16 protein-coding genes and 1 other annotated feature are annotated in these 25,706 nt (G+C 55.5%); of the genes, 4 read left to right on the top strand and 12 right to left on the bottom strand.

Annotation, left to right across the window (positions count from 1 at the left end; translation table 11 throughout):
- Positions 1-6: 6 nt before the first annotated feature.
- Positions 7-1,833, bottom strand: a complete 1,827-nt coding sequence (locus tag MKY64_RS32120) for a sensor histidine kinase (protein WP_339251451.1) — start codon at positions 1,831-1,833, stop codon at positions 7-9.
- Positions 1,834-1,978: 145 nt separating this feature from the next.
- Here MKY64_RS32120 and MKY64_RS32115 point away from each other — a divergent pair, with 145 nt between their 5' ends.
- The 3 genes from MKY64_RS32115 to MKY64_RS32105 all read left to right on the top strand — a co-directional run bounded on the left by MKY64_RS32115 (position 1,979) and on the right by MKY64_RS32105 (position 5,146).
- Positions 1,979-2,869: a carbohydrate ABC transporter permease gene (locus MKY64_RS32115; RefSeq protein WP_209876702.1), complete on the top strand. Its 891-nt coding sequence runs from the start codon at positions 1,979-1,981 to the stop codon at positions 2,867-2,869.
- Positions 2,869-3,705 carry a carbohydrate ABC transporter permease gene (locus tag MKY64_RS32110; RefSeq protein WP_340957897.1) on the top strand — a complete coding sequence of 279 codons (837 nt, stop codon included), beginning with the start codon at positions 2,869-2,871 and terminating at the stop codon, positions 3,703-3,705. The genes MKY64_RS32115 and MKY64_RS32110 overlap by 1 nt, the downstream gene beginning before the upstream one ends.
- A gap of 124 nt (positions 3,706-3,829) precedes the next feature.
- Positions 3,830-5,146 carry an ABC transporter substrate-binding protein gene (locus MKY64_RS32105; protein ID WP_209876700.1) on the top strand — a complete coding sequence of 439 codons (1,317 nt, stop codon included), beginning with the start codon at positions 3,830-3,832 and terminating at the stop codon, positions 5,144-5,146.
- Between the two features lie 351 nt (positions 5,147-5,497).
- Here the strand turns inward: MKY64_RS32105 and MKY64_RS32100 are convergent, their stop codons facing one another.
- The 9 genes from MKY64_RS32100 to MKY64_RS32060 all read right to left on the bottom strand — a co-directional run bounded on the left by MKY64_RS32100 (position 5,498) and on the right by MKY64_RS32060 (position 20,564).
- Complete coding sequence (locus MKY64_RS32100) at positions 5,498-7,813, bottom strand: FAD-dependent oxidoreductase (protein WP_340957895.1); 2,316 nt, start codon at positions 7,811-7,813, stop codon at positions 5,498-5,500.
- A gap of 148 nt (positions 7,814-7,961) precedes the next feature.
- Positions 7,962-8,801 carry a carbohydrate ABC transporter permease gene (locus MKY64_RS32095; RefSeq protein ID WP_339251460.1) on the bottom strand — a complete coding sequence of 280 codons (840 nt, stop codon included), beginning with the start codon at positions 8,799-8,801 and terminating at the stop codon, positions 7,962-7,964.
- 18 nt (positions 8,802-8,819) lie between these two features.
- Positions 8,820-9,707: a carbohydrate ABC transporter permease gene (locus MKY64_RS32090; RefSeq protein ID WP_339251462.1), complete on the bottom strand. Its 888-nt coding sequence runs from the start codon at positions 9,705-9,707 to the stop codon at positions 8,820-8,822.
- A gap of 188 nt (positions 9,708-9,895) precedes the next feature.
- Complete coding sequence (locus MKY64_RS32085; protein WP_340957894.1) at positions 9,896-11,251, bottom strand: ABC transporter substrate-binding protein; 1,356 nt, start codon at positions 11,249-11,251, stop codon at positions 9,896-9,898.
- 75 nt (positions 11,252-11,326) lie between these two features.
- A complete protein-coding gene (locus MKY64_RS32080; RefSeq protein ID WP_340957892.1) occupies positions 11,327-12,964 on the bottom strand; it encodes a response regulator in 1,638 nt (545 codons plus the stop codon).
- A complete protein-coding gene (locus MKY64_RS32075) occupies positions 12,961-14,802 on the bottom strand; it encodes a sensor histidine kinase (protein WP_340957890.1) in 1,842 nt (613 codons plus the stop codon). The genes MKY64_RS32080 and MKY64_RS32075 overlap by 4 nt, the downstream gene beginning before the upstream one ends.
- A gap of 177 nt (positions 14,803-14,979) precedes the next feature.
- Entirely contained in the window at positions 14,980-16,275 is a 1,296-nt protein-coding gene (locus MKY64_RS32070; RefSeq protein WP_339257628.1) for an Nramp family divalent metal transporter, read from the bottom strand.
- Between the two features lie 598 nt (positions 16,276-16,873).
- Positions 16,874-18,580 carry a glutamine--tRNA ligase/YqeY domain fusion protein gene (locus MKY64_RS32065; RefSeq protein WP_340957889.1) on the bottom strand — a complete coding sequence of 569 codons (1,707 nt, stop codon included), beginning with the start codon at positions 18,578-18,580 and terminating at the stop codon, positions 16,874-16,876.
- Between the two features lie 81 nt (positions 18,581-18,661).
- Positions 18,662-18,924: a binding site (T-box leader), on the bottom strand.
- A 71-nt stretch (positions 18,925-18,995) separates the two neighbouring features.
- Positions 18,996-20,564: a tetratricopeptide repeat protein gene (locus MKY64_RS32060; protein WP_340957887.1), complete on the bottom strand. Its 1,569-nt coding sequence runs from the start codon at positions 20,562-20,564 to the stop codon at positions 18,996-18,998.
- A 116-nt stretch (positions 20,565-20,680) separates the two neighbouring features.
- Between MKY64_RS32060 and MKY64_RS32055 the strand changes: the two genes are divergently transcribed.
- Positions 20,681-21,901, top strand: coding sequence for an oxalate decarboxylase family bicupin (locus MKY64_RS32055; protein ID WP_340957886.1), 1,221 nt, complete (start codon positions 20,681-20,683; stop codon positions 21,899-21,901).
- A gap of 170 nt (positions 21,902-22,071) precedes the next feature.
- Here MKY64_RS32055 and MKY64_RS32050 read toward each other — a convergent pair whose 3' ends face one another.
- Together MKY64_RS32050 and MKY64_RS32045 are read right to left on the bottom strand one after the other, a co-directional pair.
- Positions 22,072-23,361 carry an arsenic transporter gene (locus MKY64_RS32050; protein ID WP_340957885.1) on the bottom strand — a complete coding sequence of 430 codons (1,290 nt, stop codon included), beginning with the start codon at positions 23,359-23,361 and terminating at the stop codon, positions 22,072-22,074.
- A gap of 486 nt (positions 23,362-23,847) precedes the next feature.
- Complete coding sequence (locus tag MKY64_RS32045) at positions 23,848-25,551, bottom strand: peptidase G2 autoproteolytic cleavage domain-containing protein (RefSeq protein WP_340957884.1); 1,704 nt, start codon at positions 25,549-25,551, stop codon at positions 23,848-23,850.
- Between the last annotated feature and the right edge of the window lie 155 nt (positions 25,552-25,706).

Genomic DNA, 25,706 nt, shown 5'->3' with positions numbered 1-25,706 from the left:
CCGGAATTAACCGTCGATCTCCTCCAGCGGAATAATCAGCGTAACAGTAAGCCCCTGGCCGTCTTCATTATTCTTAAGCTGCATCTCCGCTGCGCTGCCGAACTGCAGCCGCAGGCGGGCCAGCACATTGTACAGGCCGATCTCCTCCTGGTCCGGCTGGCTGCTGCCTCTGAGGCAGGCCGTAATCTCCTCCAGCCGCTCCGGGCTCATGCCCCGGCCGTTATCCTTCACGGCAAGCACCAGCCTGGCCGCCCCGTCCAGCCTGCACTCTATCTGGATCAGCCCCCCGCTTATCCCGTCAGCGAAGGCATGCTTGAAGATATTCTCTACAATCGGCTGCAGGATCATCTTCGGCAGGATCAGCTCCAGAGTCTCCGGCCCCGCCTCGACCGCAAGCTGCAGATTCTCTTCGCCGAACCGCTCCGTCTGCAGAATCATATAGTTCTGCACATGCTCAATCTCATCCCGCAGCGGCACCTGGGTCCGCTCGGTATTCATCGAATAACGCATCATACTGCCCAGGGAATAGATGAGATCATACACCTTCGGCGCATTATAGCGCAAGGACAGGCTGGCGATGGATTGCAGCGCATTGTAGAGAAAATGCGGGTTCACCTGGGCCTGGAGCGCCTTCAGCTGATTCGTCTTGTTCGCCAGCTCCAGCCGGTATTCCTTAACGATCAGCTCATTGATCGTGCGGGTCATGCCGGTGATCTTGCGGGTGAGGAGCCCGAACTCGTCCTCCCGCTCGGCATCCATATGCGCATCCAGCTGGCCGGTCTGCACCTTCTGCGTGAAGTGAATCAGCTTCTTGATCGGACGGGTGAAGCCGATCGAGATCAGCACGGCACTGATGCCTCCGATCAGCAGGAACAGCAGTCCGATGCCCATATTGAACCGGGTAATCACCCTTGCGTCTGTGTACAGATCCTCATAGGGCACCAGCTTGATAATGCTTCCGCTGAACAAAGGGGCCTTGATCTGCTTGTACATTACGATCCCCTGGAAGCCGTCCTTCTTCCAGGCGAAATGCCCGCTGTCCTGCTCTGCGGGGAGACGGCTCCAGCCCGCTGCGACCGGCTTCCCGATCCAGTCCGGATCGGAAGCGAACAGCGCCTCGCCTTGCTCATTCAGCACATACAGGCGCTCTGTGTCCGAATTGTACATCGACTCCACGATCCCCTCCAGCTCCCCCAGCGTATAATCGATCGACAAATCTGCCAGTACGCTGTCACTAGGGGTCCGGTAGATGGGAAAATGGGCCGTGAAGACCGGCACGCTCCCCGGCTTCAGATTGGGGAAGCCGGACTTCACTCCGTACTGATGATCCATATGCGTCACTTCGAGATACGGGCGGTAAGTCCCTCCAGCCTGCCCCTCCGCAGCATAGCTGGCATTATCCTCACGGCGGAAAAATCCCTTAAGCAGCAGATTGGACTGCCTGGCGGCCCTCACATACAGATGAATCTGATACGTATTGCGGTCGGAGAGAAACAGATTGTACAGCTGGGTGGAGATGATGGCCCGGGTATCCGGCAGAATCGTGCCGGGCGGGGCCTGGGCAGCGCTTTTGGCGGTAAGCAGGGTGGTATAGAAGGAGCTGGGAACATTGATTCCGCTGTAGAGCGACATCGCCTGCTGGTTCATGCCGCTGAAATAGCTCCGGAGATTCGCCTCCCCCAACGTCAGCAGCTTCGTATTCTGCTTCACGGACTGGTCCGTAACCGACTGCCTCGTATAGAGATAAGAGAAGGTCACAGAGATGCCTGACGGGATCACTGACGCCAGTAGCACTAAGGCCATCAGCCGTGTCCGGATGCTGTTCTTGAACATGGGGGAACCTCCTACAAGTTGTGTGAGCCGTATGGGCTGCAATATAATCCACTTTTCCCGGCATGAAATGAAGTGTTAGCGGTGGCCCGGGCTTTCTATAATCAAGCTGTGAACCCGTAGTTATCTTACCCTAAGGAGAATCCATATGAGAAAAACTCTGCGTATGCAGCGCGGCTGGGGACAGCAAATCGTATTTCTCGGCCCCTGTCTGCTCTTTTTCCTGACCATTGTGGTCACCCCGTTCTTCCTCGGCTTCTACTACTCCTCCACGGACTGGAACGGGCTGGATCTGGACAAAGCAGTCTGGACCGGCGCGGCCAACTGGAAACGGATTTTCATGAATGACGATAAGTTCTGGGAGTCCCTGGTCTTCACCCTGCGCTTCACCGTGATCTCGGTTGTGGCTGCCAACGTGCTTGCACTGCTGCTGGCCTTCATTCTAATGACGACGCTGAAGACGAAGAAGCTGCTCCGTACCGTCTTTTTCATGCCCAATGTGATCGGCGGTATTCTGCTGGGCTACATCTGGCAGTTCATCTTCACCAAGGGCTTCGCTACAATCGGCGAGCTGACCGGGATTTCGTTCTTCCAGCTGCCCTGGCTGGGCACGCCAAGCACCGGGTTCTGGGGTCTGGTAATCGTGTTCGTCTGGCAGACAGCCGGTTATATGATGGTCATCTATATTGCCGGGCTGGCCGGGATTCCGAAGGATCTCATTGAAGCTGCCCGCATAGACGGTGCCCGCGCTCCGCAGCTGTTCAAGAGCGTCTACATCCCGCTGATTATGCCGGCGATCACCATCTGCCTGTTCCTGACGACCTCCAATGCCTTCAAAATGTTCGACCTCAACCTGTCGCTGACCAAAGGCGGACCCGGCACCTCGACTCAGTCGCTGGCCTATAACATTTATGCGGAGGCACTGATCAACAACCGGTATGGCCTCGGTACAGCCAAAGCGCTGCTCTTCTTCGCCGCCGTCTCCCTGATTACCGTCACCCAGGTCTGGCTTACCAAACGAAAAGAGGTGTCCGCCTAATGAACAGCAGCCGCTACCGCCCGGGCAACTTCATCCTCGAAATTGCCGCCATTCTGCTGGCTATTGTCTTCCTGTCACCGTTCTATCTGGTCCTGAGCAATTCGGTTAAAGGGCTGAAGGACATCCTGATCGATGCCGCTTCCTGGCCGCAGGTGCTCCACTGGAGTAACTATTCCAAGGTATGGGATGCCATTAACTTCCCGCAGGCCTTCTTCAACTCTCTGACCATTACGATTCTAAGTGTAATCTTCATCGTCCTGTTCAGCTCGATGGCCGCTTACCAGATTGTACGCAAGCCGACGCGCTTCAATTCCTTCGTGTTCCTGCTGCTGGTCTCGGCGATGATCATTCCGTTCCAGTCACTCATGCTGCAATTGGTCCGGGTGACCAGCCTGCTGGAGCTGCGCGGCGAGCTGTACGGCATTGTGGCCTGTTATCTCGGCTTCGGGATGCCGCTGTCGGTCTTCCTGTTCCACGGGTTCATTAAGACGGTGCCGCTGGAGCTGGAGGAAGCCGCGCGGGTGGACGGCTCGAATCCGTACGGCGTGTTCTTCCGGATCGTCTTCCCGCTGCTGCTGCCGATTATTGTAACTGTCATTATCCTGAATACACTGTGGATCTGGAATGACTATCTGCTGCCTGTCCTGGTGATCGGCGGGAATAAGGATCTGACGACCCTGCCCGTAGCTGTGACCAAGTTCTTCGGACAGTACACCAAGAAGTGGGATTTGGCCCTTGCGGGTCTCGTCATGGCGATCACGCCTATTCTCTTGTTCTTCCTGTCGCTACAGCGTTATATTGTGGAAGGCGTGACTGCAGGCTCCATTAAGGGATGATCACTCGGCCAGCTTTCCTTTGCAGCAATAATATCCACTTTTTCGAGCAACATATGAAGTGTAAGTCATCTATCCATTCCTTTACGCTCTAAGAGCAAGAACCACAGACCAGGGAGGTTATTCTATGAAAAGAAAGTTCGCGTTCATCATGGCAACCGTTTGCACCCTCATTATCGCAGGTTGCGGGAACAGCGGCAATACGAATTCCGCAGGCAATGGAAGCGCTACGAATGCTCCTAACGCGTCAACCGAATCCGCAGCACCGGAAGCCGGCAAAGCGCCTGCCAAGGATGTCACGATCAAGATGTTCCAGTTCAAGGTGGAGATTGCCGAGCAGCTGAATGCACTCGCTGAAGAATATGAGAAGGAGACAGGGGTGAAGGTGGAAGTCGAAACGCATGGCGGCGGTGAGGATTACGGCGCGCTGCTGAAGGCGGAGATTGCCTCCGGCTCTGAGCCTGAGATTTTCAATAACGGCGGGTATACTGCTCTTGTTCCTTATATGGACCGTGCCACTGACCTGAGCAATGAACCTTGGGCCGCCCAGTTGATTCCGACCGCCAAGACACCGGCAACCGTAGACGGCAAGCTCTATGGTATGCCTATGAATGTAGAAGGCTACGGGCTGATCTACAACAAGGATCTGTTCGCCAAAGCCGGCATAACGGAAGAGCCCAAGACACTCCCGCAGCTCAAGGATGCCGTAGCCAAGCTGAAGACCGCCGGCATCACGCCGTTTGAAGCGACCAATGAGTGGTGGTCGATGGGGATTCACCTCGTTAACGTGGGCATGGCGCACCAGCCTGATCCGAAGCAGTTCATTGACGATGTGAAGGCGGGCAAACAGACTATTAAGGGCAATGCTGTCTTCAAGCAGTGGCTGGATCTCGTAGATGTGATCTTCGATAATGCCCAAGATAACAAGATGACTACCGATTACGCGACCCAGGTGGCTGAATTCGCCTCCGGCAAGGCCGCCATGATGCTGCAGGGGAACTGGACGCAAGGCGATATCGACAAAATCGATCCGGCGCTGAACCTGGGCCTCCTCCCGCTCCCGATCAATAACGAAGAAGGCACCATCCTGGTAGGCGTGCCTAACAACTATATCGTGAACAGCAAATCCGCACATCCGGAGGAAGCCAAGGCCTTCCTGAACTGGATGGTCAGCTCGGAAACCGGCCAGAAGTATCTGACCAAGGAGTTCAAGTTCATCCCGGCGGAAGCAAATATCACCGCAGACGCTGCTGATATCGGCCAGGTTGCCGTTGCCGTGCAGGAGAAATCCGGGAACGCGCTGGGCTGGAACTGGGATATGTTCCCTGACGGCGTGACCCAGGGCTTCGGCGCTGCCATGCAGGAATACCTCGGCGGCCAGCTGAACCATGATCAGCTGCTGGAGAAGCTGGATAAAGCGGTGCAGGATATTGTGAAGCAATAGGGGGCTAATCCTTTAACAGAAAAGAGGTGTCTTCAGAAGCCGGCAAACGGCAATTGAGACACCTCTTTTGTTATGCGCATGATTTACGTACGATGCTCGGTGAGCACGCTCCGCTGTTTAAGAGGGAAAGTTACAAACACAGATTCAAGTGCACTTCTGCTCTTCATTTACGTTCGCCGCTATCTCTTGCCAATTCTGAGCGTTTTCTCTCACCGACCGATTGTATGGATAGCATTGGAGCATGGAGCCCATACTTCATCGCAGCAGCACCGATTGTATTCGGATTTCCGCATAGAGTCACTCTACGAATCCTTCACCCTTTACTGGGATTAGGTTTGTTCAGAATCCGCTCTATTCATAACAGCGCACTTCATACACCGCCGCAGAGGGGTCGCCGTTCGTAGCTTCGATCACGATCCGCAGCCTCTCCGTCCGGATGGAGTCCGGCAGCGTATGACGCACATGACGCTGATAATTATCCGTGGCATGAATGACATCGTTCCACTCTCCGCCCGTCCATGACTGGATACGGTACTCCTTCACACACTGCGGATCACGGTAGAAGGGCCCGTAGGCATGGTACTCACGGAATATATGTCCGGCGAAGGTGATCTCCACCGTACCTATCTGTTGTTCTTTTTCCCAGGATAGCTGCACCCACTGCGGCAACGGCTGCACAGGATCGGAGCGCCAGAGGTTGGTGTAGCGGTAAGGACGGGTAACCCCGCTCACAATATTCTCTGCGCCGAACGGCTGCTGCGGTGGAGCGATGCGGTAGCTCATCGTCATGCCCTTCTCGAAGCGCCGCATTCTGCCGCCGCCCATCTCGAAGGCGCTGATATGGCCGGGGATTATCGAGCCTGCCGCATGCCAGATGACCTGGGGATTCGCGGCCAGATCCAGCCGGATATACCTGCCCGGCTTCAGCCCCTGTGCAGCTCCGGCCGGGCTGGCCCATTCGATCCAGTGCCTGCCTCCCGGCGGAACGGTCAGGGTGCAGGAGGCCAGCTGCCCCTCCTCTGGCTCCAAACGGTAGTCCCATATATGGTCCACCTGGAGCAATACAGCTTCCACCTCCTGCGGCTGGTCCGTAATGTTGCTCAGGCAGACCGCCAGGCTGTCGAGCTGCGGGGAGGACACGGCGATCCATTGGCCGCGTCTTCGAAGCAGCAGCTCATCCTGCCCGCTCCAGTCCTTGCGGTCATTCCATTCGCTCAGCTTCGGCAGGTAAGTCCCGGTCTCCGGCCCTGCGCCGTAGACCGCTACCTCGCTGCTGGCCGAGACCGCAGCCTGCCGGGCCAGATCACCCGCATCGCGGTTCTCTGCGTTCGGCAGGAAGCAGCCGTCGCGCAGCAGCGTCTGCTGCAGCTCCTGCATGCCCTCCGTGGTCATTGCCTTGATGCCGATGTCCTTCTTCAAGGCAATGGCCGCTGCGGTTCCGGCAGCCTGGCCCATCAGGGCGCCGGTTGCCATGACGCGCACAGTTCCCAGCGCGGCGTGCGTCACGCTGACATTGCGGCCGGCCATCATCAGATTATCCACATCCCGGGCCAGCATGATGCGGAAGGGGATGCCATAGGGGCCGCAGTAGCTTTTGACCGCATAGTCGGAAGTCTCGTTGTAGCCTTCGGAGCTGGCATGCTCACTGGTCGCGGCCAGCAGGCCGCCCGGGGTATGCAAATCCAGGAACCAGCCGCCGTAGGCGATCTCGTCCTCGAACACCTTGCGGTTCACCGGATCATGCTCGGTCATGAAATATTCGCCCATAATCCGCCGGCTCTCCCGCTTGCCCGGCACCTGCCCGATCCAGTCCAGCGCGTAGTTCGCCGCAAGCTCCTTCGTCCGGGGATCACGGTTTTTGATCCAGTCCCAGATGCCCAGCGTATGCTTAGTCAGCTCATGCCGGATATCCTCGGCTTCCGTAATCGTATGCCAGGGCACGCCGATCTCGATCCACCAGTATCCGCTGCGGATATCGTAGGGTATGCGACCCTGGTCGTAGAAATACGCCGCATCCTCATATTTGGTGGCCCACTCCGGGGCTGTGTAGGGCACCGGCCGCCCCATATCCTTGGCCTTGAAATGTATCGAGTTCCCCATCGTGTCCCCGCTCGCCTGCTCGGGCGCATGAGGCTCGTTGAACTCGTCCCGCCCTTCGGTGCCCATTCTCCACTCACAGCCGGCGAGATCGGCAATCACGCCATCCCCGGTGCAGTCAATGAACAGATCCGCCGTGATCTCCAGATTCGTCTCCGCATTAGCAACCCGGGCCAGGATAGACTTAATGGTCTTGTCATCCTTCATCACGACCTCATGAACGGAGGTATTCAAATGAAAGGACAGATTCGGCGTGCTTAAGGCCATATCATACATCGTCATATCCCAGACGCTGTTCGTCCAGCCGTTCTCGGTAATCTCCTCATGGTTGCGCGCCCGCTCCTCGATGAACAGCTCGGAGATGATCCCTGTCTCCCTCGCGTACGTATGAAAGGCCGCTGCCCCGTGGAGCGTCACCCGGATCTCCGACGAGCTGTTGCCACCGAATACCGGCCGGTCCTGAATCAGGCAGGTCTTCGCCCCGTGCCGGGCAGCAGCAACGGCTGCGCAGAATCCGGCCATTCCCCCGCCGATTACTGCGAACTCATACTGTTCCTTTTTGTGCATCATAACGTCATCCCTCTCCTGTTTGTAACTGCAAATTTGCAGCACCTTAGCTCCTCATCTCTTAACTCTCCAACGCACCTCTTAGCTCCAGCTCCCTAGCCCTCCAGCTTTCCAACTCTCTAACTCTCCAGCCCTCCAACTCCTCAACTCCTCAGCCTTTAAGCCCCGTACTGGCAATCCCCTCAACGAACCAGCGCTGGAAGACGGTAACCACGAGCACAAGCGGTGCCAGTGCCGATACAGAAGCGGCCATAATCAGCGGATAATCCGTGCCGTTCTCATCCGTGAAGGTGGTCAGTCCAAGCGGGATGGTGAACAGATTGCGGTCCCGCAGCAGAATCAGCGGATTCTCATATTCATTCCAGTGCCAGGTGAACGTCAGGATCAGCAGGGTGACCAGCGCCGGCTTCGTCAGCGGAAGACAGATCTGCCAGAACATCCGCCAGTACCCGACCCCGTCTACCCGGGCTGCTTCCAGCAGCTCGCCGGGCAGCGTGCTGAAGAATTGCCGCATGATGAAGGTACCCAGCACCGTGAACATCCCCGGCAGAATAATCGCCAGATGCGTATTGACCATACCCAGGCTGTCGAACAATATGAACCGCGGGACAAAGAACACCTGGGCGGGAATAATCATGGTTGCCAGATACAGCAGGAAGATCGTCTCCTTGCCGCGGAACCGCAGCTTCGCGAAGGCATACCCGGCCATCGAGCTGGTAATCAGCGAGCCCAGTACCTGGAAGAAGGTGATTTTGACTGAATTCTTGTAATACACACCGAAGGAAACGGCCCCGTTCCAGACCTTCTCATAATTGGCGGTGTTCAGCGTATCCGGAATCCATTCGATCGGATAGCGGAACAGCTCCGAGGTGTTCTTGAAGGATGCCGAGAGCATCCAGATAAACGGCAGCAGCATCACAATTCCGATCAGAAGGAATCCAGCTGTAATCGATATTTTTGCGGCCACCAGATAAGTACTGCGCTTGTTCAACTACCTCACCCTTCCTCCCTAGAATTGATCCTGCCAGTTTTTCTGCGAGCGCCACTGCACCAGCGTCACAACGAAGATGAAGAGGAACAGCAGCCAGGACACCGTGGCTCCGTAGCTCATGTTCCGCAGCTCAAAGGCCTGCTCATAGATATACAGCGCAAGTACGCTGGAGGAGCGCATCGGCCCGCCACCCGTCATCACCTGCACCGAGGCGAATACCTGAAAGGATGAAATAATCAACGTAACCGCTGTCAAAAAGGTTGTCGGCTTCAGCATCGGCACGGTGATGTACAGAAAGCTTTTCAGGCCGCTGGCTCCATCAATCTCTGACGCTTCGTACAAATCCTTGGAAATCCCCTGGATACCGGCCATATACAGAATCATTGCATAGCCGATATACGTCCAGATGGTCATGATTATGATTCCCGTGAGCGACCAGTCCGGACTGGACAACCAACCCGGCGGATGGTCTATTCCCAGCGCTTTCAGCACCGAGTTGACCGGGCCCTGGGAAGGATTGTAGAGTACCCTCCAGACCACGGAAATGGCCACAATGCTGCTCATATACGGCAGAAAAATCATGGTACGGATCGCTGTCTTCATATAGACGAACCTGTTCAACACCACGGCCAGCAGCAGGCCCAGCACCAGCGCCACAGGCACACTTGTCAGGGAGAACACTACGTTATGCAGCAAGGATCTCCAGACAATGGGATCGCCCCCAAGCTTGAGGATATTGTCAAGACCGGCGAAGCTGAAGCCGTCCATTCCTTTGAGGTAGTCCCAGTCCGTGAAAATAAGGACGAAGCTGAACACCATAGGAAAGAGGATGAAGGCGGCAAAGCCCAGCAGGTTCGGAAGAATAAACAGATAACCGGCAATATTCTCCCTCGTTTTTTCTCTCATACACTCAACTCCTTTTACCAGTATTATAGAGGCGGGGCCCCGCTCCCTGAATGTCATAAACTGTGCTTAAACCGTGATATTCTTTGGAGTTGCCTGCTGCTGAACCGGCGGTTCAAAAAAAGCCGCTCCCCTACATTCAGGGAACGGCCATGTATCGTATTCATCTGTCTCAGGGGTTGCACCCGGTCCTATTTCGCCGCGGCAATCGCCTCGTCAGCCCGTTGCTTAATCGTCTGTACGGTAGTATCCAGATCCTGCGCATCCATGAAGTACTTCTCGGCTTCTTCCATGAAGGCCTTGCGCATCTCGGTCAGCCCCGCCGTCTGGGTGATCTCTGTATTCGTATACTGGGTGTTCAGCAGCTTCACGAAGGATTCCTTGTCAAAATACTGGGCCTTGTCGCCCATAATGGCTTCCGCCACCTGCGCGACATCGGCCTTCTTGCTGGAAGGAATACGTCCGCCGGGCAGCATTTCGGTATTCCCCTCGGTGAGGAACCAGCTCAGAAACTTCATCGACGCCTCCTTGTTCGGGCTCTTGGCATTGATCGAGGTCATGTCATTCAGCTTGCTGTTGTTGATATTGCCCCCCGCCGTCCACTGCGGCATTGGCGCAAAGGCAATCTGATAATCGCGGTTCGGGTACGCGGTGTCATCCTTGATATAGCGGACAAAGTAAGCGGATGTATAGGTTGAAGCCGCTCTTCCGTTCAGCAGCTCATCCTGAGGCTGGGCTTTGTTCGCTACCCCTTCCGCATAAGGCATCACATTCTTGCCGTCAATGAGCTTTTTCTGCAGCTCAAGCCCCTTGCGGAATGCTTCATGCCCGAAGTTGGATGTGCCGTCGGCGGCATAATAAGCATCCTTCGGCTGGGCAGAATTCAGCACATCGAAGGCAATCGGCTCCCAGGTAGGCGTGAAGAACGCCCCGTACTGTCCGTCCCGGGTCAGCTTTCCGGCCAGTGCTGCGTAGTCATCCCAGGTCCAGCCCGGCTCCGGGACGCTCTCTCCGATAGCATCCAGCGAAGCCTTGTTGAAGGCGATGAACTTCACATCCCTGGACCCCGGAAGGTTATAGATGGTTCCGTCGACCTTCGTAATGTTCTCCGAGCCGATGATTCCCTCCAGGTCGAACCCGCTGGACTCGATCAGCCCCTCCAGCGGCTCTACCATACCGGCCTTAATGCGCCGTTCCAGATGGGCGTCCGCGTAGCTGACAAATAAGTCAGGAGCATCCGTATTCGACAGGAGCGCCGTCTCCAGCTTCACATTGCCCGGATCATCATTCACGAACCGGACATATTCCACCTGAATGTCAGTGTTCTCCGCGTTCCAGCGGTCTACAACCGCCTTGGGCCCGTTCTCTTCAGGCACGCCGCCCCACCATTTTAGTGTAACCGTTTTCGAATTCCCGGAGGTCTGTGCGCTCTGCTGCGGCGTATTGCCCGGTTCGCCAGCCTGACTCCCGTTATTGCCTCCGCAGCCGCTTAACAGCACACTTGCCAGCAGGACAGAGGACAGGCTTAATGTGAATCCACGCTTCATTATGATTTCCCCTTTCGTTAGTTGAACAGTAAGCACACCTTAGTTATAACAAAGCGCTGCCCAATAACGAACGGCTTATTCTTTGGTCTTCGAGGGATTTTCCAAGCTGGATGGCTTGCGGCCGATCACAGTTTTGCGGTATTCCAGCGGAAATAATCCCTCTATCTTCTTAAAATACTTACTGAAATGATTGGAATCGGCATAGCCGACCATTTCCGAAATTTCATAGATTTTATAGGTGGGATTGCGCAGCAGCTCCCGGGCCTTCTGCATGCGGATCTGCGTCAGATAATCCACAATCTTCACACCTGTCTCCTTCTTGAACATGACACTGAGATAATTCTCGGCAAACCCCGTCCTTCTGGCCAAGTCGGCCACCTTCAGTGAACTGGCGTACTCCTCCTCCATGATGGCGATCATCTGCTTCACCTCATCACGGTATACCGGCTGGCTGTTCCGTCCCGTCAGGGTTAAGGCTTCCGGAAGCCAGCCCAGAAACCAGCTGCCGATCTCCCCGAGCGTCTCCGCGTTGCGGATCACATCGAAGGGGTATCTTCCCTGATGCTCGGGCATGACATACAGAATATCCCCCGACTGCCCCATATGCCGGAAGACCAGATGCAGCCACTGCAGCCACTGCTCCCTGACCCAGGCGGCCCCCATCGCCTCTTCCGCCTGCAGCCGGGCAGTCCAGTGCCGTAATTCCTCCAGAATCACAGCCTCTTCCGCCGTTTCCAGCAAGGTATCCCAGTGCCCGCTTCTCAGAATACTCACCTTGGGCTGAACTTCTCCCGCCCCGGCCAGCGGGTACAAGATATGACGGTCTTCATGAAAAAACCGCCGCCCGAGCGTCAGCTCCGCCTGCCGGAAGCCTTCATTTAACTGATACGGGCTGCAGCTGTCCCCGGACACGCCGAAGCTTACATTGACCTTGGCAAAGGTGCTGCCTGCAGCCTTAAGCTCATCCAGCATCCCTTCCGCATAGGAGCCGGCCAGGATCACCAGCTTGCGGTTATGCATATCCACCAGCTGGCACTTTTCATATTTTTTCAATATTTCCGCAAAAATATTGCTGACCGTATAGATGAGCAGCTGCTCACTCTGGAACCGGTTCTCCTCCAGGACCTGCCGGTAATGGTCGACACCCGCCACAATCACCCGGCAGCCCTCCAGGACGAACGCCGGAAGGTTCCCGTCCCGCTGCAGATGGTCCACCTCCAGCCTCGACCTTTGCTTCACAAGCAAGTCAAGCAGCGTCAGCTCGGCGGATTTCGACTCCAGCACCTTGATCCGGTAATCCAGCTTATGCTTCTCCGAGCGCTCCTGTTGTTCACTGTGGAAGGACTGCTGAAGCCGCTTGCATTTATCAAGCAGCTCTTCCGGCGTATAAGCCAGCTTCAGCGTATAATCGGCAGCCCCCAGCCGCAGCGCCTTCTGCACATATTCAAAGTCATTATGGTTGGACAAAATAATAAACTTTATCTCCGGCCACTTCACCCGGACATGATTCATGAGATCAAGGCCATTCATCTCCGGCATCCGGATATCGGACAGAATGATATGGCAGACTTCGCGTTCCAGCAGCTCCAGAGCCTCCACGCCGTTCGCGGCTTCACCGATAATCTCAAAGCCGTGCTCCTCCCACTTAATCAGCGTCTTGAGCGCCACCCGCACCAGAATTTCATCATCCACAATCAACACGCGTGTTGTCATCCTTCAAGCTCCTTCCGATAAGGAATCCGCACCGTCACCTGAAGTCCGCCCCCGTCCGGCCGGGACAGGAGGATGCCGCAGGTCTGCCCGAAGTGGATTTTGATTCTCCTGTCCACATTCAGCAACCCGATGCCGCTCGTCTTCACATGATCCTGCTGCAATTGATTAGAGATTACCTGCATGGTCTCCTCAGAGATCCCCTTGCCGTTATCCCTAATATGAATGAGCAGGTAGGGACCGGTGCATTCCGCCTCGATGCGGATATGCAGCGGCAGCTGCGAGCCATGGATAATACTGTTCTCCACCAGCGGCTGGAGCGTGAATTTCAGCACCGTGCAATCCAGCAGCTCTTCCGCAACCTGAATAGAGACGGTGATGTCGTCGTGGTACCGGATCTTCTGCAGTGACATATACAGCTCCAGATATTCCAGCTCCTGCCCCAGCGTTACGAATAGCGTATTCTGCTTCATGGAGAACTCCATCAGCTTACCCAGCGCGGTAATCATATCGCTGACATTGCGGTTGGTCCCCGAGAGCATGGCCATCAGCTTGATGGAATTGAGCGTATTGAACAGGAAGTGGGGATTAATTTGTGCCTGGAGCGCCTGAAAATGCGCCTCCTCCTTATGCCGCTGCTCCTCCGCCACATGATGGACCAGTTCCTCCAGCTGCGCGACCATTTTATTGAAATGGCTTCCGAGTACGGCGATCTCATCCTTGCCGCGCACCTCAACCTTGGTGCTGAAGTTGCCGCTGCCCACCCTGCTCATGGAGCGCACCAGTGCATAGAGCGGCTTCGTCAGGCGCAGCAGGATGTAGATCACGATCATGATCCCCACGCCGAAGAACAGCAGGAACAAGGCAATGGACTTCGTCCGGGAGTTATCCAACTGGGCGGAGAAATCCCCGATCCGCTGCAGGGAGACAATGGATATGCCCACCTGCGGGACTGAAGCCGCATTCATTAGATAGGTTTCCTTGCCCAAGGACAGCTTCCTCGTTACAGACGGACTCTTCCTTAAGTCTTCCAGCTGCTCCGGCGTCAGGGAATACTGCTGCTTGCCGTATATATCATACAGGGCTCCGGCCGTGTCCATCACCAGCAGCTGCGTATTATCGGGCAGCCCTTTGGCGGGGATGCCATAGAATTGACTCACTGGAATGGCTACTACACTTAATCCCCAGTTACGGATGGAGGATTCGAACGCAAAGGAACGCGACAGCAGCATGAACTCCTTATCCGGCGCATTCTCGGTATACCCCAGGGCTGCGGGCAAGCGGTAGACCCGCTCCCAATAGGGATAGCCCTTCTGCTCCATCCCCGTCTTGAACCAGGGTTCGCGGATAATCGTACCCGTTGCCTGGCGGTTGAAATTGTATAAGGTCGTCACCACACTGCCCTCCGCATCGACAAGTCCGATGAAGGCGCTGTTATCCAGCAGGATATCCCTTAAATAGCCCATCTTCTTCTGAATTTGAAAAATAGCCCCCATCGCCTCCGCATTCCCGTAGTCCCAGTTGAAGGTATTGGAGCCGAAAGACTGGGCCATATCCGCCTCCAGCAGATAAGTCGCCTGAATCATCCGTTTAGCTTTATCATTAATCGTCAAGGCTGCCTGCTCGATCAGGCTCTGATTGGCAGCATACACTTCCTGCTCCACCACGCTGACCGATGTTGTGAAGTAGCTGTACAGCACGATCAGCGTCGGCAGGGCAATCACGATGAGTACGGTAGCGATCAGCTTGCTGCGGATCGAACGCAGCCCTCTCCAGCTTCCGGTTATGGCGGCTTCCTCCCTGGCTCTGCGACCTGTAATCCCGAAATATCTTAAACACATTAATTATAGCAAAGGATAGGCCGTGCAATGAATGGGATATACTGTTTAAAAACAGGGGAATTCTGTTTCGGGTCAGGCACATCACCTGTGATCAGCAGCGCCAGCAGCAAACAGAGCAGCGACCCTCTTAGGAGGACCGCTGCTCTGTTACAATACACATGCTTCAAGTTCAATGCTTTACACAAACATCTCCACAACCAGGAACAGGTTCAGCGCGACCACCAGGGCGGAGATCATCCAGCCGAGGATGGTGGTGATCCGGTGATTCACCAGTCCCTTCATGATCTTGCGGTCGCTGGTGAAGATCACGAGCGGAATCAGGGCAAAGGCAATCCCGAAGGAGAGGACGACCTGGCTCATGACCAGTGCGCTGGTAGCATTAATGCCCATGGCGATGATAGCCAGCGGGGGGATGATTGTAATCGCCCGCCGGAGGTAGAGATTAATTTTTTTATTAATGAAGCCCTGCATGACCACATCACCGGCCATCGTACCAACCGACGAGCTGGATAGCCCTGCGATCAGAAGGCCCAGGCCGAAGGAGACTGCCGTCACGGGACCGGCCAGATTGCGGAACTGCTCGAAGGCGACATCCAGATCCTGCACCACCAGACCGTTCTTGAAGAACAGCGCGGCCGCCACAATGACCATCGCCATATTGACCGCACCGGCAATCAGCATCGCGATAAGGATATCGATGAATTCCAGCCGGAAGATCTGCTTCTTTTCCCGTTCATCAATCCCGACGATCCGGCTCTGGGTTAGCGAAGAATGCAGATAGATTGCATGGGGCATTACGGTAGCTCCGAGAATTCCCGCTGCCAGCAGGACGCTGTCCACGCCCTCGAACCTTGGAGTGAACATGCCGGCAACCACACTTCCCGCATCCGGCTTCGCCATAATGACCTGGAACGCAAAGGCCAGCACCACGATCATCACCATCCCGGCGATTCCGGCCTCCAGGGTACGGTACCCGCGCCGTTGTAATTCCAGAATCGCGAAGGAACCCACTGCGGTAATCAGGGCCGCTGGCAGCATCGGGATGCCGAACAGCAGATACAGTCCGAGCGCGGCCCCGATAAACTCGGCCAGATCGGTTGCGATAATGACCAATTCACTCTGTATCCACAGGAAGATGGATACGCCCTTCGGGAATTTCTCCCGTGCGACCTCCGGAAGATTCTTGCCGGTGGCAATGCCCAGCTTGGCGGATAAGGATTGTATCAGTACAGCCATCAGATTCGAGGCAAAGATGACCCATAATAACAGGTAACCGTATTTCGAGCCTGCCGTAATATTAGTGGCAAAATTGCCGGGGTCCAGATAAGCTACGGAAGCTATAAAAGCCGGGCCCAGAAAAGGAAGAAGTCTCTTCAGTCCTTTGACATCTCCATTAAGCACGGATTGTGCCGAATGTGTATTGATATGACCTTTTAGTATAGGGGATGATTCTACTGCGGTATTTTGCTCCATCATGTTCTGTCCTCCTCTTGCCCGGAAAAAGTTGTCTATACACACGAAAGTTTCCCTGGTGCAACATTTGATCTGGTTTTATTATAATCCGCAAGTTGAGAATTGTAAATGTATTTTCATTGGGTTTTCATGTAATGTCTCGACCCATATTATGTAAGGCCACTCTGTTAAGTGAGGCTCTTGCCGTATGTTATTACCCGCTCCCATTATCGAGTTGACTCCTCTGCCGGGGGTGATTGTACTTTGTGCAGTAGATTACACAATAATTTGCGATAAAACTCACTCTGTTGTATTTCATACATTTGATTTTCGTTTTTTTGTTTTCAAAGGCCATTTTCCCAGTAATCTGCTGTATAAGCTACAATAAAAGCTGCTTTTTGGTCGATTATAATGAAATTTAATGTACAAAGTGCAGCCAACGCTTTACTCCCAACCCGATATTTCTCCCACTTGTCGACCATTAGCCTGGCAGACGCATACGCAAATCAGCGATCCTCCAGTAACAGGAGCACCGCTGCTTGTGTAACATTCTAAACTTTTTAAGAAGTTAGCCTGGCATAGCCCGCACAACCCGCCAAATTCTAGATTCATCCACTACTTATTCGCTGCTGCTTACGTGTCCTGCGTTGCCCTTCCAGGTGTCCTTAAGCGGAACGATTCGGTTGAACACCAGCTTCTGAGCTGTGCTATGCTTGCTGTCGATGCAGAAATAGCCGTGACGCAAGAACTGGTAGGTGTCCCCGGGCTGAGGGTTGCCCGCAAGCGGCTCCAGCAGGCAATCTGTAAGCAGGGTCACGGAACCCGGATTGATGTATTCCTCCCAGCTCTCTCCTTCCTGCTTCGGCCCGTTGTTATCCGTCAGCAGCTGCTCATACAGGTATACGTCACTCTTCAGCGCATGAGCAGCCGAGACCCATTGCACAGTCCCCTTCACCTTCCGGCCGCTTAGAGGGCCGCCGCTGCGGGTCTCCGGGTCGTAGGTACACCGCAGTTCGAGGATTTCTCCCGTCTCTGCGTCCTTCATGACTTCATTGCAGCGGATAATGTATCCGCCCTTAAGCCGCACCTCACCGCCTGGGACCAGTCTGCGGAAGCCCTTCAGAGGCACCTCCATGAAATCGGCCCGCTCGATGTAGAGCGTGCCGGAGAACGGTACTTCTCTTGAACCCAGCCCGGCATTCTCAGGGTTGTTAGGGATCGGAAGCAGCTCAGAGGCCCCGGCGGCGTAATTGGTAAGCACGACCTTCAGCGGGTCCAGTACCGCCATGACCGCCGGCACCTTCGCCTTCAGGTCCTGTCTCAGGCAATGCTCCAGCAGCGAGAAATCCACCATCGCCGTATTGCGGACCATGCCGATCTCCCGCACGAAGGCCTCGATGCTCTCCGGCGTGAATCCCCGTCTGCGCAGCCCGCTGAGCGTAGGCAGGCGCGGATCATCCCAGCCGTCCACGAAGCCTCCGGCTACCAGTGCCCGGAGATGCCGCTTGCTTGTAACCACTCCGGTCAGGTTCACCCGGCCGAATTCCCTCTGTCTCGGCGGTTCCGGGGTGCCCAGCTCGTTCAGCACCCATTCGTACAGCGGCCGGTGATCCTTGAACTCGATCGAGCAGAGCGAATGCGTCACCCCTTCCAGCGCATCCTGAATCGGATGGGCGAAATCATACATCGGGTAGATGCACCAGGCAACGCCCGTGCGGTAATGCGCGGCATGAATAATCCGGTACAACACCGGATCTCGCAGATTCATGTTCGGCGAGGCCATGTCGATCTTGGCCCGCAGCACTTTAGCGCCATTCGGATAGCTCCCCGCACGCATCTCCCGGAACAGCCGCAGATTCTCCTCCGGCGTTCGGCTGCGGTAAGGACTGTCCTTCCCCGGCTCGGTTAAGGTCCCCCGGTAAGCCGTTACCTCTGCTGCCGTCATATCACAAACATAGGCTTTCCCCTTCAGAATGAGCGTCTCTGCCCTGCGGTAGAACTCCTCCGAATAATCGGAGCCGTAGTAGATGTGTTCCCCGGGACTGCAGCCCAGCCATTCAAGGTCACGGATGATCGCTTCCACATACTCCTTATCCTCTTTGAGCGGGTTGGTATCATCGAAGCGCAGATGGAAGCGTCCGCCATATTTACGGGCGATCCCCATATTCGTGTGGATGGCAAAAGCACTCCCGATATGCAGATAGCCATTGGGCTCCGGCGGAAACCGGGTGCAGATCTCCCGGCTGAAGACTCCCGCCTCCACATCTTCACTAATCAGCCTATCCATATAATTCTCCGGCAGAGCCGGTCCATTATTCTCTGTCATTCCAATCTCCTCCTGTTCATGGGTGGTACGCCGCCTTATCTGGATACAACAAAAAAGAACCTCACCTCCAAGACCGTAAGTCTTGGGGACGAAATTCTCGCGGTACCACCCCAGGTTCATTAATATGTCACCATATTAATCTCATCAAGTACGGCGCTGCCGTCCGGCAGGCTTATACTCTAGCTCTGTAACAGGAGCTCCTGTCGTACCATCCCCGGCTGCTGCCTGGTTCCGGTAAGCCGCTCAGAGGCTTGTTTCCATCCAGTCTTCCCTGCTCCTTCACACCAGCCGGAGCTCTCTGTGAGGGAAGAACCTGAATGTACTCTTCTCGTCATCGCGTTTGCGTTATTGGATACAGAATAACAAAACTCACAACGGGTGTAAAGGGCTGCACCGGACTGCCGGGAGCAGCAGCCTAAGCCTCTGCCGGGTCCTGGCTTAGCGCCGCGAGCAGCTCCAGCGCTTCCTCATGCTCCGGCTCAATCAGCAGCGATCTGCGCGTATAATCCAGCGCCGCCTCATCATCCTCCTGCTCGTAGCTGCAGATCGCCAGGCAGTACAGCACGGTAATTACCGGCTCCTCCTCACTGGACTGGAGCGAATGCTCCAGGAAGCGGCGGGATTCCCCGTACTGCTCCATCTCGAACAGCAGCAGGCCGCAGTCCAGCGCCAGATCATACTTTTGCGGCATCGGGTAGAAGCCCCGCCACATCCGGTCGATCCCCCGCTGAAGGTCCAGCAGCTCCTCGTCGCTGGCATCCGGCAGCAGCGCAGAGATCCGCTCGGCACTCTGAATGAACAGCTCCGCGTCATAGCCCCCCAGCCGCCAGAAGGCCAGGATCTGCTGCATGCCGATGGTGTCGTAATTCTTATCGATCCACACCTTCAGGCTGAAGAAATCATCCGGCCCGAACCGCTCGACAAACCGCCGGTAGGCCAGCCGGGTATGCGGATGCAGCATCGGCTCCTCCAGCATCAGGATGCAGCCCACATTGAGATTTTTATAATGATGCTGCGTGAACTGGGATTGTGCGCCCTTCCGCTCAAAATAATGCACCAGCGCATGATAATTCGCTGTAAGCGAGATGCTTCCGTGATGAATCAGCTTCGGCGGCTCGGCAAACTCCCAGTTCTCCAGACGGTGGTCTCCCTTATCGGCAGTGAGCAGCAGGAAGCTTCCCCGGGAGAGTGCACCCAGACGCTCCATACAGGACAGGGCTGCCTCCGGGAACAGCACATGTGAATCCTCCAGCTTGTCCAAATAGAACGAGATCACTTCATGATAAGGATACGAGCTGTCCTCATAGCCCGCTGCACGCTTGTAATGGTATTCCGGCACCAGATCACGGAGCACCTCGGACGGCCCCATGGTAGCAGACTGCTCAGGATATTTCAGCGAGACCTCACATTCATAGATCTTGCCTTCATCCACATAGAGCAGCTCCTGAGGGATACTGTCGAAGAAGTAGTTGGCGATCACCATCAGCGGCTGCCCCAGCTCCCCTGGCTTAATTACCAATCCGCTCTGCGTTAAGCTCAGCTCCGTATCCCGGACCGCATCGAAGCGGGCAAAGTCCAGCATTCCCTGTTCTACAAAAGGCTTCAGCCCCTCATGCTGCTGCCAGCCCTCAATGTTTTTCCAGGGCAAATCGCTCATCACATAGCGGAACGGCGGCAGCGGCACGCCCGCATACTGGATCAGCTCACACAGCTGCTGGAGCACATGGAACGCCAGACGCCCCACACCTGCACCCAGCTCCAGTACCACTACCGGCTCTGTAGTGAATCCCTTCTGCGCACGGTCCTGAAGAAAGCCGAAGATGATCTCCGCATACGCTGTTCCAATCATCGGATTGCTTGTAATATACTGCGGAACCTGGTCGTTGGCCCAAGCCTGGAGCCCCAGCTGTTCATAGTAGGTGCGCTGCAACTCCCATATAGGCGCTTCGCTGAAGCGGTAGCGTTCTTGTCCACTTAATGTCATTGGTTCTAACCCTGCTCTCTGATTATCGTACGGATCTTTGTCCGGTAGTCAAATATTATCACATTTGCGCATATATTTTCTTGAAATGCTGTGCGTTCCAGAAAGGAGCCTATGTGATGAATCCTGAGCATCCCCGTTCTCCAGGCCAGCCCGTCATTCCCCAGCCCATACGCAGTGACGGTGCAGGCAATATCGACCTGGGTCCACGTGACATCATGCGCGACCGGGAGAATCCCGACATGTTCGTTCCTCCGGTCACGGACAACGGGCTGATCCCGAATCTGAAGTTCTCGTTCTCCGACGCCCACATGCAGCTGAATCATGGCGGCTGGTCCCGTGAGGTGACAGTCAGGGAGCTGCCGGTAGCCACTACGCTTGCGGGCGTAAATATGAGCCTGACGCCGGGCGGCGTACGTGAGCTGCACTGGCATCAGCAGGCAGAATGGTCCTACATGCTGCTGGGCAGCGCAAGGATTACAGCTGTGGACCAGAATGGCCGCAACTTCATCGCCGATGTCGGTCCCGGCGATCTGTGGTATTTCCCTCCAGGCATCCCGCATTCCATTCAGGGTCTGGCTGAGGGATGTGAATTCCTGCTTGTGTTCGACGACGGAGGCTTCTCGGATCTGAACACCCTGTCCATCTCCGACTGGTTCGCCCATACGCCGCGTGAAGTCCTGTCCGCGAATTTCGGCATACCTGAAACCGCCTTCGCCTATCTTCCCAAGGAGCAGGTGTACATCTATCAGGACCAGGTGCCAGGTCCAATTGCGAGCCAGCGGATCGAATCGCCTTACGGGGAGATTCCGCTGAGCTTCAAGCATCGGCTGATGGCCCAGCCGCCGCTCAAGACCCCGGGAGGCAGTGTGCGGATTGTCGACTCCAGCAATTTCCCCGTCTCACGGAATATCGCCGCAGCCCTGGTAGAGATTGAGCCTGGGGCGATGCGGGAGCTGCACTGGCACCCGAACAATGACGAGTGGCAGTATTACCTCAGTGGGCAAGGACGAATGACCGTCTTCGGAGGCAACGGCGATGCGCGCACTTTCAATGTAAGGGCCGGGGATGTCGGCTATGTGCCTTTTGCCCAGGGGCATTATGTTCAGAATACCGGCACAGAGACGCTCTGGTTCCTGGAAATGTTCAAGAGCGACCGGTTCGCCGACGTCTCCCTCAACCAGTGGATGGCGCTCACGCCCCATGAGCTGGTCAGCAGCAATCTGCATGCCGGGCCGGAGCTGATGAACGCCCTGCGCAAGGTGAAATGGCCTGTGGTGAAGTACCCGGAGCAGCAGGAGCAGCCGCAGGGAAAGGAGCATGGGAAGCAGAAAGGGTAGCGTTGTTACATTTTTCGCAGCTCCAATCACCCCGGGACACGCCAACAACAAAAAGCGGCCAGACTCACCGTCTGCACCGCTTTTTCTTATATCAAATTTCCAGTATATCACACAATTCTCACAGTACTTAGCTATTCACCGGTCACTTCAAAACGCTTGATCCGCTTAGATTAGAGCCACTTCAGCTCCAAATATAGACCGAGCAACGTGATGAACAGTGTGGGAACCGTCAGGATAATCCCTATTTTGAAATAGGAGCCCCAGGAGATCTTCACACCCTTGCCGGACAGCACATGCAGCCACAGCAGCGTGGCCAGTGAACCAATCGGTGTAATCTTCGGGCCCAGATCCGAACCGATAACATTGGCGTAGATCAGAGCCTCCTTCACCAGACCCGCGGCATGTGCGGTATCAATGGCCAGCGCCCCGATCAGCACGGTCGGCAGATTATTCATCACGGAGGAGAGCAGCGCGGCCAGGAAGCCCATCCCCATAGTGGCTGCGAACAGCCCGTGCTTCGCAATTTCGCTGATCATCTCTGCGAGCACATCCGTCAGTCCCGCATTACGCAGGCCATACACCACTACGTACATGCCAATAGAGAAGAAAACAATCGCCCAAGGCGCCCCCTTAACCACTTCCATCGTCTTCACGTAAGGACTTCTGCGGGCCATCAGCAGGAAACAGATTGCGATCACTCCCGCTACCACGGATACCGGAATGTCCAGGAATTCACTGACAAAATATCCGGCTACCAGAAGCGCGAGTACGAACCAGGATAGCCGGAACATCCGCTGGTCCTTAATGGCATCCCCCGGAAGCTTCATTCCGGCGGTGTCATACTCCTTCGGAATGCTGCGGCGGAAGTAGAGATATAAGACCAGAATGCTTGCTCCAAGCGAGAACAAGGTAGGCAGCCACATGTGTCCTGCATACTGCATGAAGGTGATGCCGAAGAAATCGGCAGAGACAATATTCACCAGATTGCTGACGGTCAGCGGCAGCGAGGTGGTATCGGCAATGAAGCCGCTGGCAATAATAAAAGGAAAGACTTTGCGCTCGTCCAGATTCAGCGCCCGGACCATCGCCAGCACAATCGGCGTCAGAATCAGCGCTGCCCCGTCATTGGCGAACAGCATCGCCACGACTGCACCCAGTACAATCACATAGATGAACATCAGCGTGCCGTTGCCGCGTGCCGCCGCCGCCATATGCAGCGCCGCCCACTCGAAGAAGCCGACACGATCGAGAATTAAGGAAATTAGAATAATCGCTACAAAGGCAAGCGTTGCATTCCATACAATCAGCGTCACATCACGGACATCCCCGAAGCTGACCACTCCTGCCGCAAGCGCGAGAATCGCCCCGCCGCAGGCGGACCAGCCAATTGATAAATTCCGCGGCTGCCAGATCACAAAAACCAAAGTCACAACAAAAATCAGGCAGGCTATCACAACCATAATTCAGCCCCCCATTTGATCTGCAGCATTCCCTGATGCACTCCTTACAGTAGATATAAATATAAGCCAATTTATATATACTAAAGCAGCCTCATCCGAAGTACAAGATAAAAATTGCTGGAAGGTTCACCTGCGCTACGCAAGCCTGTTCAGAGACATTGCCGCCCGACCGGCAGCCGTCTGCTGCAATAATATTTATATGCTTAAGTACTAAGTGTATGTATGAATACATAGGCTGGATTAAGGGGAACGAAGCAGCTTCTTGGAGAGGAGATGCAGGTCCGTAAAGAGCCATCCTTGTTACGGGATTGGAGGTTCGGACTACCATGAGTACAGACCAGCTCATCGCACTGCTCGTTCTTGTTATTATGATTGTACAGCTTGCCGTCAAGAAGGATAAATCCTGAATCCTGAATCCTGAAGACAGCAGGCCGCCGAAGAGGCCGGGGGAACCCGGTCTCTTTGGCTGTTATCCTGTTCAGCAGGTTATTTCATGAAAATACGAATCTGGCGTTCGCCCGTACGCTTCATTACCCGGTATCCGTCTGCCGACGATGTTGCTGCGCCGTTTTGATCCGGGCGGCAGTATCCTCCAGGCACGCAAGTGCCGTCATCGCGGACAAGCAGCTTGCCCACGATTCCGACCGCCACCCATTCCTCCCGCTCTTGGCGGGGAATGTACTCCTGCGCGGCATCCCACTCCGGATTAAGTACCGGTTCTGTCTTCGTTCCTGCTTCGCGTACGACATGACCATATTCATTCCTTACCTCCGGGACCTTCACCTCATGATACAGAATCCGGTCCCAATCATCCGTAGCGAACATGCCCTTCCAGCGCAAATCACTCGAATCCGCAACGATAGCCGGTCTTGCGCTAATGACCCCAACAATGTACTCATCTGCCGAGTTGGCCTTACGAACCCTGTCACTGGCGCTATCGAATGTAACGAAATACCCCGGTTCAATGGATAAGCCGTCCGAAGTCTCGAACATTTCCGCATAATCAGCCGCACCTGGAGACATCAGAGTACCATCCAGATACATGTTCCCCGTAAGTCCTTCAATGACTGCCGAGTTAAAAGTCGGCCCTACGGCCAGCCCATTAGCCAGATGCCACGAATAAGGGAACCGGGTGGACCCGTTCTGTCCCATGATATGGGCACCGGTATGCTCCGCCAGTACAACTGTCGCCTCACCCTCGGCATGCGAATTCGGAGCAAGGGCCTGGGTCTGGAGCCCTTCAGCATGCGAAGCCTGGCCGGAAGCTATCGCATCCGCACCTTCGGCATGCGCATAAGGCGCATTCGCCAGAGTCCCCACCCCCTCGGCATGGGAAAAGGAACCGCTAGCCTGTGTATTAGCCCCTTCCGCATGGCCGGAAGCCCCGCTGGCCAAGGTCTGGAAGCCCTCGGCATGGGAAGCGGTTCCGCTGGCTGTCGTATTCTGTCCTTCCGCATGCGCTCCCACATTGCCGCTCGCTGTTGTTGCTAATCCTTCCGCATGCGCTGAAGTACCGCTGGCTACCGTGTTCTGCCCTTCGGCATGCGAGAAATCGCCAAGGGCAGAAGGTCCGGCGCCCTGTGTGATATCTGTTGTTCCGCCTTCCGCATGGGACGCTAAGCCCATGGCGGTGGTTCCCACCCCTTCGGCATGGGAAGCGGAGCCGCCAGCGAAGTTCGGGGCCGGATTCCCAAGCGGATCTAACCCGCCGCCTTCCACATGGGAAGCCCTCCCGCTGGCAGAATTCCCTTCTCCTTCTGCATGCGCGTTGATTGCCGTCGTCTGAGTTGAAGTATTCAACCCTTCTGTATGGGAGCTGTCCCCCCAGGCTTGGGTGCCGCTCCCTTCGGCATGTGCCACCAGCCCGGCGGCCACCGTCATGGAGCCTTCTGCATGAGAGCTTTCACCTGTAGCATTGGTCAAATAACCCTCGGCATGCGCCGCGACTCCGCTGGCAATACTAGTAGATCCTTCGGCATGTGCCGTATCATTAGTCGCCTGGGTCAGATACCCCTGCGCATGCGATGCGCTTCCGCTGGCAGTCGTAGTATTGCCTTCCGCATGCGAGGTTTCTCCGCTGGCCAGCGTGGTATACCCTTCAGAATGAGCTGCTGTACCGCTTGCCGTCGTACTAAGTCCCTCCGCATGCGCAGCGAAGCCGCTAGCTGTGTTCCCTGACCCGCTTCCCATCCTCATCACCGCTTTCTTCGTATTAACATATAATTATGTCGCCGGACAGGCGGCAGCAACGGCGAATGGGACAGGTGATAAATTACTTTTCACTTTCATTTCACTTACTAAAGTTGAGAAACATTAAAAAGTATAGTAGAATGATGACATGAAGA

This window comes from Paenibacillus sp. FSL R7-0210 (assembly GCF_038009085.1).
Classification (GTDB): Bacteria; Bacillota; Bacilli; order Paenibacillales; family Paenibacillaceae; genus Paenibacillus_AQ; species Paenibacillus_AQ silagei.
Note: the sequence above shows the minus strand (reverse complement) of the source record. Positions and strands in the feature narration are given on the sequence as shown.

What these genes read in the sequence shown, in the direction of transcription:
- MKY64_RS32060 (WP_340957887.1), bottom strand. Translation starts at nt 20,564, where the DNA reads ATGACATTAAGTGGACAAGAACGCTACCGCTTCAGCGAAGCGCCTATA.
- MKY64_RS32045 (WP_340957884.1), bottom strand. Translation starts at nt 25,551, where the DNA reads ATGGGAAGCGGGTCAGGGAACACAGCTAGCGGCTTCGCTGCGCATGCG.
- MKY64_RS32105 (WP_209876700.1), top strand. Translation starts at nt 3,830, where the DNA reads ATGAAAAGAAAGTTCGCGTTCATCATGGCAACCGTTTGCACCCTCATT.
- MKY64_RS32120 (WP_339251451.1), bottom strand. Translation starts at nt 1,833, where the DNA reads ATGTTCAAGAACAGCATCCGGACACGGCTGATGGCCTTAGTGCTACTG.
- MKY64_RS32090 (WP_339251462.1), bottom strand. Translation starts at nt 9,707, where the DNA reads ATGAGAGAAAAAACGAGGGAGAATATTGCCGGTTATCTGTTTATTCTT.
- MKY64_RS32070 (WP_339257628.1), bottom strand. Translation starts at nt 16,275, where the DNA reads ATGGAGCAAAATACCGCAGTAGAATCATCCCCTATACTAAAAGGTCAT.
- MKY64_RS32050 (WP_340957885.1), bottom strand. Translation starts at nt 23,361, where the DNA reads ATGGTTGTGATAGCCTGCCTGATTTTTGTTGTGACTTTGGTTTTTGTG.
- MKY64_RS32085 (WP_340957894.1), bottom strand. Translation starts at nt 11,251, where the DNA reads ATGAAGCGTGGATTCACATTAAGCCTGTCCTCTGTCCTGCTGGCAAGT.
- MKY64_RS32075 (WP_340957890.1), bottom strand. Translation starts at nt 14,802, where the DNA reads ATGTGTTTAAGATATTTCGGGATTACAGGTCGCAGAGCCAGGGAGGAA.
- MKY64_RS32110 (WP_340957897.1), top strand. Translation starts at nt 2,869, where the DNA reads ATGAACAGCAGCCGCTACCGCCCGGGCAACTTCATCCTCGAAATTGCC.
- MKY64_RS32115 (WP_209876702.1), top strand. Translation starts at nt 1,979, where the DNA reads ATGAGAAAAACTCTGCGTATGCAGCGCGGCTGGGGACAGCAAATCGTA.
- MKY64_RS32100 (WP_340957895.1), bottom strand. Translation starts at nt 7,813, where the DNA reads ATGATGCACAAAAAGGAACAGTATGAGTTCGCAGTAATCGGCGGGGGA.
- MKY64_RS32055 (WP_340957886.1), top strand. Translation starts at nt 20,681, where the DNA reads ATGAATCCTGAGCATCCCCGTTCTCCAGGCCAGCCCGTCATTCCCCAG.
- MKY64_RS32065 (WP_340957889.1), bottom strand. Translation starts at nt 18,580, where the DNA reads ATGACAGAGAATAATGGACCGGCTCTGCCGGAGAATTATATGGATAGG.
- MKY64_RS32080 (WP_340957892.1), bottom strand. Translation starts at nt 12,964, where the DNA reads ATGACAACACGCGTGTTGATTGTGGATGATGAAATTCTGGTGCGGGTG.